The 13,099-nt window shown below is 29.2% G+C and carries 12 protein-coding genes; 9 read left to right on the forward strand and 3 right to left on the reverse strand.

From position 1 onward, the window contains the following. Positions 1-201: 201 nt before the first annotated feature. Entirely contained in the window at positions 202-2,913 is a 2,712-nt protein-coding gene (locus H8R92_RS12130; RefSeq protein ID WP_186835603.1) for a transglycosylase domain-containing protein, read from the reverse strand. Between the two features lie 108 nt (positions 2,914-3,021). Here H8R92_RS12130 and yunB point away from each other — a divergent pair, with 108 nt between their 5' ends. Continuing rightward, positions 3,022-3,687 carry a sporulation protein YunB gene (gene yunB, locus H8R92_RS12135; RefSeq protein WP_186835604.1) on the forward strand — a complete coding sequence of 222 codons (666 nt, stop codon included), beginning with the start codon at positions 3,022-3,024 and terminating at the stop codon, positions 3,685-3,687. 51 nt (positions 3,688-3,738) lie between these two features. On the opposite strand, the gene hpt is transcribed toward yunB, so the two are convergent. After that, positions 3,739-4,266: a hypoxanthine phosphoribosyltransferase gene (gene hpt, locus H8R92_RS12140; protein WP_022211931.1), complete on the reverse strand. Its 528-nt coding sequence runs from the start codon at positions 4,264-4,266 to the stop codon at positions 3,739-3,741. Positions 4,267-4,356: 90 nt separating this feature from the next. Here hpt and hflX point away from each other — a divergent pair, with 90 nt between their 5' ends. The 6 genes from hflX (at position 4,357) to H8R92_RS12170 (ending at position 10,809) form a co-directional block, all read left to right on the forward strand. Further along, on the forward strand, positions 4,357-6,156 hold the full coding sequence (hflX, locus tag H8R92_RS12145; RefSeq protein ID WP_186835605.1) for a GTPase HflX: 1,800 nt from the start codon (positions 4,357-4,359) through the stop codon (positions 6,154-6,156). Between the two features lie 47 nt (positions 6,157-6,203). Beyond that, complete coding sequence (locus tag H8R92_RS12150; RefSeq protein ID WP_186835606.1) at positions 6,204-7,616, forward strand: aminotransferase-like domain-containing protein; 1,413 nt, start codon at positions 6,204-6,206, stop codon at positions 7,614-7,616. Next, positions 7,604-8,251: a YigZ family protein gene (locus tag H8R92_RS12155; RefSeq protein WP_022211928.1), complete on the forward strand. Its 648-nt coding sequence runs from the start codon at positions 7,604-7,606 to the stop codon at positions 8,249-8,251. Before H8R92_RS12150 ends, H8R92_RS12155 begins: the two co-directional genes overlap by 13 nt. 193 nt (positions 8,252-8,444) lie before the next feature. After that, positions 8,445-8,846 (forward strand): hypothetical protein, encoded by a 402-nt coding sequence (locus tag H8R92_RS12160; RefSeq protein WP_186835607.1) that lies wholly within the window; start codon positions 8,445-8,447, stop codon positions 8,844-8,846. 92 nt (positions 8,847-8,938) lie between these two features. Further along, the gene (locus tag H8R92_RS12165; protein ID WP_186835608.1) at positions 8,939-9,679 is read left to right on the forward strand and encodes a YebC/PmpR family DNA-binding transcriptional regulator; all 741 of its coding nucleotides are present in this window, start codon (positions 8,939-8,941) and stop codon (positions 9,677-9,679) included. Between the two features lie 224 nt (positions 9,680-9,903). Continuing rightward, positions 9,904-10,809, forward strand: coding sequence for a tyrosine-type recombinase/integrase (locus tag H8R92_RS12170; RefSeq protein WP_186835609.1), 906 nt, complete (start codon positions 9,904-9,906; stop codon positions 10,807-10,809). A 59-nt stretch (positions 10,810-10,868) separates the two neighbouring features. Here the strand turns inward: H8R92_RS12170 and H8R92_RS12175 are convergent, their stop codons facing one another. Next, complete coding sequence (locus H8R92_RS12175) at positions 10,869-11,180, reverse strand: helix-turn-helix domain-containing protein (protein WP_186835610.1); 312 nt, start codon at positions 11,178-11,180, stop codon at positions 10,869-10,871. A gap of 440 nt (positions 11,181-11,620) precedes the next feature. Between H8R92_RS12175 and H8R92_RS12180 the strand changes: the two genes are divergently transcribed. Together H8R92_RS12180 and H8R92_RS12185 are read left to right on the forward strand one after the other, a co-directional pair. Further along, on the forward strand, positions 11,621-12,457 hold the full coding sequence (locus tag H8R92_RS12180) for a hypothetical protein (RefSeq protein ID WP_186835611.1): 837 nt from the start codon (positions 11,621-11,623) through the stop codon (positions 12,455-12,457). An 81-nt stretch (positions 12,458-12,538) separates the two neighbouring features. Continuing rightward, positions 12,539-13,099: transposase (locus H8R92_RS12185; protein ID WP_186835612.1), on the forward strand; the 561-nt coding region annotated here is incomplete at its 3' end.

Genomic DNA, 13,099 nt, shown 5'->3' on the forward strand with positions numbered 1-13,099 from the left:
ATATAATTCATAAAAAAGAGAAAAAACCCTTTAAATCTAGATAATTTGCAAAAAAATGCTTAATATATTTCAAATAAAAGAAAACCAATTTTTTAAGTATAAATCGTGTATTATTAATTTAGTGTAAGAAAAAAGTGTATTAAATATAAGTAGATATCTTATATTTAATACACCAATATACTAGTTAAATAAAGCGTCTAATCAATGTAAGATTGAATTTAAGTCATCTTCCAGTTCATCTAAAGCAGAACCATTAGAGTTACCATTATTATTTGAATCATAATTATTGCTATGATTATTGTTATTAGAGTTATTATTAGAACTAGAGGCTTTTGCAACTGTTAAAGAAACTGATTCACCAGCTTTTATTGTTGATTTAAAGTTTTTAACAGTATATTGCCCACTAGTTATACTTCCTGAAATAGATTCACCAGAAATAGTGTAACTTATTTCATTTTCGTTTAATATTTTTATAGCATCATAAAGATCCATGTTCTTACTTAATCCCAAGCTAGATAAAGAAATAGTTTGAGAACCTGAACTATTATCATATTCTGTTGGAAGTACATAAGGATAATCTGTAGTTGCTGAATTAGGGTTCAGTTTCTTGATAAACACCTTAGTTACAATGTTTCTAACAGGAGTACTTGCAGTTGCCAGTTTATTGTTAGTACTGTTTACCTTAGCTGTTACATGAACGTCACAAGCAGTTGTAGGTTGAGTACCTTCAATGAAGTATTCAGTACGTACACGGTTTCCTCTTTGATCTTGTGCACATAGGTCAGTGGCAAGTTTTCCGGAATCACGACATACAGTAGCAGTTACAACAGTTGATGGCTTTTCAATTTCTTTATATGAAAGACCTTGATGAACAACTCCCATAACATCACCCCAAAGGCTAGCAGCAGAACTACTATAACCATTAAGTTTAGTAGGCATGTCATAACCTATCCAAACAGATGCAGAGTAGTAAGGAGTAAGTCCTGAGAACCAGAATGAATCACTGTTATCGGTAGTTCCACTCTTTCCAGCCACAGGTATATCACCAAACTTAGCACCGCCAGCATCAAAACCTGTAACAGGTCCTTTTAATATATCATACATTATATAAGCAGTTTCTTCAGAGAAAAGCTTAGTAGTATCGGCAGTCTTATCTAAGATTACTTTTCCAGTAGAGTCTATAACTTTTGTATAAAGGATAGCTTCAGTTCTAATACCTTTATTTCCAAATGAACCATAAGCAGAAGCAAGAATAGTGGTATTACCACCATCTCTATCAGATGGATCATTATTGAATTCACCTAGAGCTAAAGTAGCTATACTTTTAGAAGATTCTGAGTTATAGATTAATCCAGATTTTTTGCCATACTCTAAGGCTGTTGATAATCCTAAATTGTATACAACTTTTAAGGAAGTAATATTTTTAGAATACATAATAGCTTCTCTTGGAGTTATTAATCCATCATATACACCATTCCAATTAGTTGGTTGGAATGAATAACCAAAGTTTGATAATTCTTCATTAGTTAAAGGTGAATCATCAATTGGTGTAGCGGCAGTATAATTTTTAGTGTCAATTGCAGGACCATAAACTGTTAAAGGTTTTGTATTTGAAGCAATTGACTTTAAATCATCATAAGCTCTATTTAAAGAGTTAGCTGGTTGCTTACCTCTTCCACCAATAAGAGCCTTTACTTCACCAGTTTTATAATCCATGACTGTAGCGGCAGATTGAAGCATATATACTCCTTCATTGGTTAAAGGCTCTTCACTATAACTTCCATTTATCTTCACATCAAGATTACTTCTGTCATCAAGTACAGCTTGAACGCCATCTTGCATTGTTCTATTCATTGTAGTATAAATTTTTAATCCACCATTAACAAATAGTTTACTTATCTCTTCATCTGTATACTTATATTTTTCTTTTAAATCTGATCTTACTTGATCAAGAGCAGGGTATACAAACCATTCATAATCAACAGAGTAACTAATTTCAGCAGCATTAAATTCAAAAGAGTTTGAATCTACAAAAGCATAGGCTTCATTATATTCTTCTTGCGTAATATAATGAAGTTCCAGCATTTTCATTAATACAGCTTTAGTTCTGTCAAGATAAGTATTTGGATAGTCTTCTTCTTCAGTGTTATATGCACTATAATATGAAGGTGCCTGTGTAATACCTGCTAGGTAAGCACATTCAGGAAGTGTTAGGTCTTTTGCTGGCTTATTAAAGTAAGATAAAGAAGCAGCTTCAACACCGTATACATATCCACCAAGAGGGATAGTATTTAAATAAGCTTCCACTATTTGATTTTTAGTAAGTTTCTTTTCTAACTGTAAAGAAAGATAAATTTCTTTAATTTTTCTATTTATAGAATCAAGTGCAGTGTCTTCACTAGATGCTTCATCAATAAGGACAGTATTTTTTACTAATTGTTGAGTTATGGTAGAAGCACCATGTACTCCGCCTTTTCCTTTTATGATAACCAATACATCTCTAAGTGCAGCACCGATGATTCTGCGAACGTCAATACCTTTATGGTTTCGGAAACGTTCATCCTCTATAGAAATATAAGCATTAACAAGGTTTTGTGGCATTTCATCATAAGAAATGACATAACGCTCTTCTTGTGTAGGTAGATTGTCTATAAATTCACCAGCATCATCATATAACATTGATGGTTGATTAAGATTTAATATTGAGTTAACATCTAAATCAGGTGCTGTTTTTACAACGGCAAAAATATATCCAAGACCAACAACAAGTCCTATTAATCCTAACATTACTACGGTAAGGAAGAAGTATTTAAAAAATCTTTTTACCTTAGAAGTCTTTTTCTTGTTCGTTTTTTTTGAATCTGTAGTATTTCTATTTTCAACAGATCCATTAGACTTTTTGTTAGTAGCCATTTGTTCCTCCCTTAATAAGAATCAAGTATTTAATTTTATAATAATATATCATATTATAGCATATTTATTAATATATTAAAATAATATAAAGCATAAGGTGTATAAATTATGAAGTATTATACAGAAAAAAACAGTAAAATCTTAAAATTTAAAAAAAATAGAAAGATAAATATATATCTAGCTATTATTATTACAATTTTGATGTTATTTAATCTATTTTTTTATATTTTTGATAAAAGAATGCTGCCAACAATTATTGATATGGCTGAAATTAAGATGGAAAGTGAAGCTGTTTCCATAATTAATGAGGAAAGTGTAGCTGTATACTCTGAAAGTTTCAAGTACGATGATATAATACATATAGAAAAAGATGAGGAAGGAAATATATCATTGGTGAGAGCAGATACAGTTATGCAGAATTATTTAGCTTCACAAGTTGTTTTAAGTTGTAATGAACGTTTTAAGAAGTATGAAAGTGTTGGAGTAAAAATACCTATTGGATATCTCACTAATAGTTCTTTTTTTTATAATATAGGACCAAGTATAACGGTAAAAATGAGACAAATAGGAAAGATAAATACTTCCTATGAATCAGTATTTGAAAGTGCAGGAATTAACCAAACACGACATAAGATTTACTTAAATGTGGATATGAAAGTAAGAGTGATAGTTCCACTTAAGAGTAGGGATGTAGAAGTATCATGCCAGATACCAGTTTCTGATACCATTATCGTTGGAAAGATTCCAGATACAGCTATTAATATGAATCCATAATGAAAAGAAATAAAAACACAACTTTTTGATTAAAAAGTTGTGTTTTTATAATTATTTTTGCTCCCAATTAAACACATACGGTACATTTCTATAGTATCCATTGTAGTCTAATCCATATCCTACAACAAATAAATCATCTATTTCAAAACAACAGTAGTCTGGAGATAAGTCTACCTTTCTTCTTGAAGGTTTATCAAGTAAAGTACAAGTTTTAACAGATTTAGCTCCTAACTTTTTAACATGTTCAACAACAAACTCCATTGTATAACCTGTGTCAATTATATCATCTACTATTAAAACATCAAGTCCTTCTATGTTATCAGGAATATCGTTAACTACTGTAACTGTTCCTGAACTTATTTCACTGTTTCCATAGCTTGAAGTTGTCATAAATCCAATTTTAGCTTTTAAGTCAATTGCCTTAAATATGTCAGCCCCGAATACAAAACTTCCTCTTAAAAGAGGTAATATATAAATTTCTTTTCCTTGGTAATCTTTTGTGATTTGCGCGCCTAATTCTTTAACTTTTTCTTGTATTTGTTCTTCTGAAAATAATATGTTTCGCTTTCTGTTTTCCATGGGAATCCTCCGTTTACTATATTTACAATGTTTTATTTATAGTATAAAATTATATGAAAGTTGTCAAGAGTATAAGTAGAGGTGAAGAAAATGATTTATGGTAATATAGACGGAATTAGGAAATCAGCACTGGATGAATTAGAATCTTTATATAAAGCTAAGACACCTAAAGATGAAGCTTGTTCATTAAGCATAATGGAGACAATATCAAGAGTTTCATCATTTATTGAAAGAGAAATAAGTGTAGCCATAGATAGAAGAGGAAATACAGTTTCAGTGGCCATAGGAGATTCAACATCAGTTGAAATTCCTACATTAGATATAAGAGAAAAAAAATTAGCAGGAGTGAGAATAATCCATACTCATCCAAATGGTTTTAGTAATTTATCTGCTTTAGATATAAGTGCATTATTGAAGCTTAAGTTAGATGCTATTGTAGCTATTGGAATTTATGAAGGAAAGATTATTGATTGTTCATTAGGTATGTTAACAGTAATGAATGATACATTAGATTATGAAGAAGAACAGCATATTAAGATTGAAGATTTAACTTCAATTAATATATTAAATAAAATTGCTTATATAGACTCAATGATAAAAGAAAGAGATATCATTGAAGATGAAATTGAAAGTGCAATTTTAGTAGGTTCAGATACTAAGGAAAGTCTTGAAGAATTAAAAGAACTTACTAAGGCTTGTGAAATACCTGTGCTTGATTCAGTATTCCAAAGTAGAAACAAAATAGATGCAGCCTTTTACATAGGAAGAGGAAAAGTATTAGAAATTGCTTCATTAAGACAAAAGTTAAGAGCTAATGTAATTATTTTTGATGATGAATTATCTGGCTCACAAGTAAGAAACTTAGAGGCAGCTTTAGGGGCAAAGGTAATTGATAGAACAACACTTATTCTTGAAATATTTGCCAGAAGAGCTAAGTCTAGAGAAGCAAAGATTCAAGTTGAACTGGCACAACTTAAATATAGAGCCAGCAGGTTACAAGGACTTGGAACTATACTTTCAAGAACCGGTGGAGGTATAGGGACTAGAGGGCCAGGAGAGAAGAAGCTAGAAACAGATAGAAGGCATATAAAAGAGCAGATATATGATTTAAATGCTGAACTGAAGAAAATTAAGAAAATCAGAGAAACTCAAAGAGAGAAGAGAAATAAAGAAAGTATTCCAAAGGTTTCATTAGTTGGATATACTAATGCAGGAAAATCAACTTTAAGAAATGCTCTATGTGATGTAGCAGCACAAAAAGAAGTACAAGGAAAAGAAAAGGTATTTGAAGCAGATATGCTATTTGCCACTTTAGATATCACTACTAGAGCAATAATATTAAAAAATAAAGGAATAATAACTCTTACAGACACAGTTGGTTTTGTAAGAAAGTTACCACATGATCTTGTTGAAGCCTTCAAATCAACTTTAGAAGAAGTAATATACGCAGATCTTTTATGCCATGTTGTTGATGCTTCAAGTGAAACTGCTTTAGAACAAATCAAAGCTGTTGAAGAAGTATTACATGAGCTAGATGCTTTAGATAAGAAGACAATACTTGTGCTAAATAAGATTGATAAAGCAGATTCAGCACGTTTAGAAGAGATAAAAGTAGCAACAGAGCATTATGATACTATTGAAATTTCAGCTAAAGAAGGTACTAATTTAGAGGTGCTATTAGATGAAATAGAAGAAAATCTTCCATACACAATGAAGAAATGTGAATATCTTATTCCATATGATAGAAGTGACATGGTGTCTTTCCTTCATAGAAATGGAAGAGTTTTTGAAGAAGATTACAGAGAAAATGGTACTTTCATGATTGTTGAAGTAGATGATGAAAGCTATAATAAGAGTAGTGAATTTGTTATTAAATTAATAAATCAATAGTAAAAAAGAAGATTATTCTTCTTTTTTTATGTTATAAGGGGATAAGAATGGAAAAGTTTTTTGTAGAATTTAATGAGTATGAACCTAAATATATTCAAATTTCAAATAATATTAAAAAACTTATTAATGAGAAACGAATATCAGGAGGGGAAAAGTTACCAACTATTAGAGCCCTTGCTAAGTTTTTAGCAGTGAATAATGATACTATAGTGAGCTGTTATAAGAGATTGGTTAGCGATGGTTATGCTGTTCAAAAAGTAGGTTCTGGTACATATGTCAAGAAACGTGATATGATAAGCTTTTTTAAAAGAGAGTATTCAAGAGAAATAAAGTCTATGATAAGTTCAAAAGATGAAAATATAATAGATTTTACTGGTGAGAGTAATAGAGAGGTAATTTTCCCAATAGATGAATTTAAGGAAGTTATCAATAAAGTTCTTGATAGGGATGGAGCTGAGGCATTAATAAACCAGGAATCATTAGGATATATGAAGCTTAGAGAGACAATAAATGAAGCCTTTTGGCAGGGGAGTCTTGATATAGATGATTTACTTATTGTTTCAGGAGCTCAACAGGGGATAGATATTGCATCTAAGGCAATGCTTAATATTAATGATAATGTTATTGTAGAAAAACCTACATATACTGGTGCCTTATCAGTATTTAAGTGGAGAAGAGCCAATGTTTTTCAAGTTCCAATAGAAGAAGATGGCATAAATATTGAGCAGTTTGAAAAGATTCTTAAAAAGCATAAGATAAAATTCTTTTATACCATGAGCTATTTTCATAACCCTACAGGGATTAGCTATAGCTGGGAAAAGAAGCTTAAGATTTTAGAACTTGCCCAAATTTATGATTTTTATATAATTGAAGATGATTATTTATCAGAGCTTATTTATGATGACAACATTCAACATGAACCTTTTAAGAAGTTAGATGTTTATGATAGGGTAGTTTATATAAAGAGTTTTTCTAAGGTGTTTTTGCCAGGTATAAGACTTGGATACATAATAAATCCTAAGTTTTTTAGAGATGCAATGATGAGTTCAAAGGTAAATACAGATATAGCAACATCAACACTGATGCAGCGTTCTTTAGAAATGTATATTAAAGAGGGATACTGGAAGGGATATATTTCATTTTTAAAAAATGAATATAAGATGAGATATGATTTAATGAAGAGGCTTTTAGAAGAAGAACTGAAGGAATATGTTACATTTATTGATCCTAAAGGAGGACTGACTTTTTATATTAAGCTGAAAAATAAGGAAATTAATAGTGAAGAATTATTTTATAGGCTTAAGGAAAGAAAGTTATATATTACACCAGGAAGTATATTTTATACTGGTACTGATGAAGGGAATTATTCTTTCAGGTTAAGATATTCACAAGTGAAAGAAGAGGATATAAGACGAGGAATAAATATTATAAAAGAGGAGTTGATAAAATGTCGTATATAACTATACGTGATTATGGAGAAGATAGATTTATTGAAAAAAAGTCTGAATTTATAGGATATGCAAAGAGAGTAGAAAGTGAAGAAGAGGCAAAAGCCTTTGTTAATGAAATAAAGTCAATGCATAAGCAAGCACGTCATAACTGTTGGGCATATGTAATTGGTGAAAATATGGGCATTCAAAGATATAGTGATGATGGAGAGCCACAGGGGACAGCAGGTATACCTATTTTAGAAGTTATGAAGAAAAGTGATATAACTGACTGTGCAGTGGTAGTAACAAGATATTTTGGAGGAATACTTCTAGGAACAGGTGGACTTACGAGAGCTTATACAAAAGGGGCATCTATAGCTTTAAAAGCTGGTGGAGTAGTTGAAAAAGTACAGGGAGTAGATGTGGCTTTACATTTAGATTATGATATGATAGGCAAGGTTCAATATGTATGTGGACAAAATAATTGGCATATAGAAGATACTGAATATACTGACAAGGTAATTGTTCATATTTTAGCAGAAGTTTCTGTAAGTGAAGTTATTAAAAAAGAAATGACAGAAGTATCTAATGGTAAGATAACTGTAGAAAAAAGTGATGAGGATATATACTTCAAGGAAGAGAATAGACTTTATAAAATCATCTAAGAAAAAAGATAGCAAGTACTTTTAATATATATTACTATCTTTTTTCTTATCTTAAATAATATATTGCTTCTAGCAATGTGTTTTATATTAAGTAATTACATGGTTTTAGTCATATTTATATAAGTAAAATTAGTAATATATTATATAGAAAAGTGTAAAGTTAAGGAAGGGATAATAATTATGAGGTGGTATTATGCAAAGTAAAAGTAATATAGCAAAGATTATAATCTCTTTGCCTATATGTATGGGGCTAGTTTTATTTATTTCATCTAACATATTAAATACTACTGTAAAGAATGATTACATCAAGGTTTATGGGCTTTATGGCAATAAGATAGATATAGCAGATATTGAAGAACTTTCACTAGAAGAAAAAATTCCGATGGTTAATAAGGTAGTTAATGGTATTATCCTTGGCAATGGCAAGAAAAAAGGATACTTTAAACTAGGTGATAAAAATGTAAGATTATATTTATATAATAGTGAAGGCCCTTATATTTATATTCAGACAGCAAAGGATGAATATTATCTAAATTTACCTACAGTTGAAAAAACAAAATCCTTATATGATGAAATAATGGAAGAAAAAAGTTGAAAGTAAATACTTGAAATAGAAAATTGTTAAATTAGAATAAATATGGTATAATTGATACAGTTTAAAAAATAGCAATTTAGGAGGAAATAACAATGTCAGGACATTCAAAATGGCATAATATTCAAAATAAAAAAGGGAAAGCAGATGCTAAAAGAGGAAAGATATTCACAAAGATAGGTAAGGAAATAGTACTTGCAGTTAAGAATGGAGGTCCTGCTCCTGAAAATAACCCTAAATTAAGAGATGCTATAGCAAAAGCTAAAGCAGCAAACATGCCAGGAGATACAATAACAAGATCTATTAAGAAAGCTTCAGGAGAGTTAGCGGCAGTTAACTACGAAAGCATAGTATATGAAGGATACGGTCCATCAGGAGTTGCTGTAATAGTTGAAACTTTAACAGATAATAAAAATAGATCAGCTGGTAACGTAAGATCAGCTTTCACTAAAGGTGGCGGAAATATGGGAACAAGTGGATGTGTTGGTTTCATGTTCCAAGAAAAAGGTGAAATAGTTATTGAAAAAGGTGATTTAGATGAAGATGAAATCATGATGATGGCTTTAGATGCAGGTGCAGAGGACTTTAATGCAGATGAAGAGGAAGTATTTGTAATAACTACTACACCAGAAGACTTCAGTTCAGTAAGAGAAGAGTTAGAAGCTCAAGGTTTAGAATTCTTAGAAGCAGCAGTAAAAATGATTCCAGATACATACACTGAAATTAATGAAGATGATGCTAAGAAGTTCCAAAAGATGTTAGACTTACTTGAAGATGATGATGACGTTCAAGAAGTTTACCACAATGCTGAATTCCCAGAAGGATGGGATGAATAATCTAGAAGACTTAGCGTTTTCAATGGTTTATAGCTAAAAGTTGTAAGTTGGAAAGTGTAACAAGACTACTTAAACTGTACTCAATGATGACATACAACTAAAAAAGCATAGTCAAATAATTACGATAAATGATGGCATAGTTAAGATATACGAAAAGCCTTCATTGTTATGAAGTATGTTGAAATGTACCAACAAAAAAGTTATAACAATGGAGGTTTTTTATTATGTTATTAAAAGATGTTTTAAGGGAATTTTTATATGAAATTCAAATCAAAAATTATACACCGAGAACTATCAAAGGTTACAAAAATAATCTTGCAAAATTCTTTAAGTATTGTGAAATTGAATTAGAAATTGTTGAGTTAGAAGAAATAACACATCTACATATAAAACAATATCTTAATTATTTAAAAGAAAAAGGATTAACTCCAACGTATATAAATACTATACTAAAGAATTTAAGGAGTTTTTATTCTTATTGTTATAAAGAAGGTTATTGTTTGAACATAGCTAAGAAAGTAAGTTGGCTTAGAGAGAAGAAAGTAATTATTGATACTTTTACTGATAAAGAGGTTAGAAAAATGCTAGATACATATAAGTTTGATAGTTATATTAGTGCTAGAAATAAGTGTATTATGGCTGTATTATTTGATACTGGAATAAGAAATTTAGAGCTTTGTAATCTTAATAAACTAGATGTTAGAGAAAGTGTTATATTTATTTTAGGAAAAGGAAATAAAGAAAGGCTTGTACCAATTTCACCTTATTTAAAAAAAGTAATGATTAAATATGAACGTATAAGAGATACTTATCTTAAAGATAATATTTTACATTATGATAATTATTTTCTTAGTTATAGAAATAAGCCATTAACAACAGAAGCAGTTGAGAGAGTTGTAAGGTTAGCTGGTAAAGAAGCTAAAGTATCAGATAATATTAGATGTAGTCCTCATACTTGTAGGCATTATTATGCTCAAGCTCAGTTGAGAAATGGTCTTGATGTCTATAGTTTATCAAGATTATTAGGACATGAAACTGTAGATATTACAAAGAGATATCTTCAAGGTTTGAAAGATAGGGAAGTATTAGAACTAAGTGTGAAGACATCACCATTAATGAATTTAAAGTAGGAACGTTATTGCTCCTACTTGTTTTAGTTGATTTTTATTTATATTTTGCTATAATTTAATTAATAGTCGCTTGGATAAGTATTTTGCAGATATCTTATTATTTGCTGACTATGGTGAGAAAGTAGTTCAGTTTTTTCGTCTAGGGTTATGGGAAAAATAACTGGGGTAGCTTTCTCTTTTGTTTTATGTGAGTATTTTCTTTGCACATAAATATAATTCTTTTCTTCTAAACTTTTCATAAGCTTTCTTAGTGTTGGTCCAGTGATATTTAAATCTTTGCAGATATTAGCTTGGCTTTGAAAACACTTTTCACCAAATCCACATACATAAATATAAAATGCTTTTTCTTGCATAGATAAATCATTTCTCATAAAAGCATTGAATATTGGAGTATAGAAGTTTTCTTTGGTATATTTCTTTTCCTATGTTCCTAAGTTTATCACCTTTGATTCCATTTGTTCACCTCCTTAGTAGTTATAAATACTACTAAAAATAGTATTTATAATTATATTATAACAATATAATACAAAAAAAGTACATTTAATAGTTATACTTGGTTATATTCCTTTTTGTTTAAAATGTTAACTAAATATTTTCTAACGTTAAAAAAATTTTTATTAAGGTTAGAAAAAAAGTTTCAAGATAAAAATACAAATATAAAAATACAACTTTAAAACTTAAATTATAAGAATTAGAAATAGAAAAGAAAGCTTCTAGTTCAGTTCGTTTTATGTAAAATAAAATATTAATTTTATTTAATATATGGAAATATGAGTAGTATAATTAAAATGAATATGTTAGAGGGGATATTATGTATAGTTTAAAATTTAATGTTCAATTTAATAATTGTATGTATAGTAGGGCTATAAAATTGAGTAATAATGAATATAATGTGTTAAAAAATAGTATGAAAATTTCAATATGTAAAAGTACAAGAGCTTTAATTCTTGATGATGATTATTTTGATGAAAGTTCTTTAGTAAATGATGAAGCTAGATATACTATTAAGATTAAAAATAATATATGTAGTAAGCCAAAGTTATTAAAAGATTTTAAAACTATTGAGGAGAATAAAAATATTGTACTATTATTAGAATCACCACATAGGTCAGAATATAGAGATATAAAAATATATGATAGATTGGTACCAATAGGACCTGCACAGGGAGGAAACCTTACAGATGCCGGTGGAGCTATAAAAGCATATATACATGAAGCAATAAACTATGTTATTTCTAAGAATAGTCTAAGCTTAAATAATGGAGATTACAACCTTATAATTATAAATCCTATACAATTTCAAACTTCATTAGGTTCCCTTTATGATAAAGGATTGAATAGAAATTTAAGAGATAAGGTATGGAAAAATATTTGGAAAATTATTGATAGTAAAAAATATATTGTGCAAGAAGACTTTATTTGCAGGCTTAACTCCTATAATTCAGATTTAATTATTAATGCCTGCACATATGAGTTAAAGAAAAAGGTTAAAGGTTTACTTGATGACAAAACAATTATTAGTTATGGAATTAACCATCCAGCAATAAATTGGAATAAAAAAAGTCAAGATTTTAATGTAACTTTTAATATTATTTTAAAATTAACTCTGAGGACACTGAGGGCACTGAAAAAGTGCCTTTCGGAATAAAAGACCTAAAAAATTTTTTTAAGACAATTTTTTAGGTCTTTTATGTTATACTTAACTTATAAAATAATGTGGGTGATGTGTATGATAAAAAAGCAAGAAACAATGATTTTAAGTGAATATACAGGAATTTATGATTTAGTTGTTCCTAAAGATAATATGTTAAGAAAAATTAATGAACTAATTGATTTTTCATTTGTTTATGATGAACTTTTAGATAAATATTGTATTAATAATGGTAGAAATGCTATTGATCCAATACGAATGTTTAAATATCTTTTATTAAAATCTATATTTGATTTATCAGATGTAGATATTGTGGAGCGTTCAAAAGATGATATGTCATTTAAATATTTTCTTGGAATGGCTCCAGAGGAAAATGTTATTGAGCCAAGCTCTCTAACTAAATTTCGTAGACTTAGACTTAAAGATATAAATATTTTAGATATGTTAATAAATAAAACTGTTGAAATCGCCCTTGAAAAAGGAATAATAAAATCAAAGTCAATCATTGTTGATGCTACGCATACGGCAGCAAGATATAGTCAAAAATCACCACGTGAAGTGTTACAAGAACGTTCTAAGAAATTAAGAAAATCAGTTTATGAAATAGATGAGAATATTAAAAATACTTTACCAGCTAAA

It is taken from the genome of Clostridium lentum (genome assembly GCF_014287815.1).
Lineage (GTDB): Bacteria > Bacillota > Clostridia > Clostridiales > Clostridiaceae > Clostridium > Clostridium lentum.

Coding starts and splice junctions, on each gene's coding strand:
- H8R92_RS12130 (WP_186835603.1), bottom strand. CDS start 2,913: ATGGCTACTAACAAAAAGTCTAATGGATCTGTTGAAAATAGAAATACT.
- yunB (WP_186835604.1), top strand. CDS start 3,022: ATGAAGTATTATACAGAAAAAAACAGTAAAATCTTAAAATTTAAAAAA.
- hpt (WP_022211931.1), bottom strand. CDS start 4,266: ATGGAAAACAGAAAGCGAAACATATTATTTTCAGAAGAACAAATACAA.
- hflX (WP_186835605.1), top strand. CDS start 4,357: ATGATTTATGGTAATATAGACGGAATTAGGAAATCAGCACTGGATGAA.
- H8R92_RS12150 (WP_186835606.1), top strand. CDS start 6,204: ATGGAAAAGTTTTTTGTAGAATTTAATGAGTATGAACCTAAATATATT.
- H8R92_RS12155 (WP_022211928.1), top strand. CDS start 7,604: ATGTCGTATATAACTATACGTGATTATGGAGAAGATAGATTTATTGAA.
- H8R92_RS12160 (WP_186835607.1), top strand. CDS start 8,445: ATGCAAAGTAAAAGTAATATAGCAAAGATTATAATCTCTTTGCCTATA.
- H8R92_RS12165 (WP_186835608.1), top strand. CDS start 8,939: ATGTCAGGACATTCAAAATGGCATAATATTCAAAATAAAAAAGGGAAA.
- H8R92_RS12170 (WP_186835609.1), top strand. CDS start 9,904: ATGTTATTAAAAGATGTTTTAAGGGAATTTTTATATGAAATTCAAATC.
- H8R92_RS12175 (WP_186835610.1), bottom strand. CDS start 11,180: ATGAGAAATGATTTATCTATGCAAGAAAAAGCATTTTATATTTATGTA.
- H8R92_RS12180 (WP_186835611.1), top strand. CDS start 11,621: ATGTATAGTTTAAAATTTAATGTTCAATTTAATAATTGTATGTATAGT.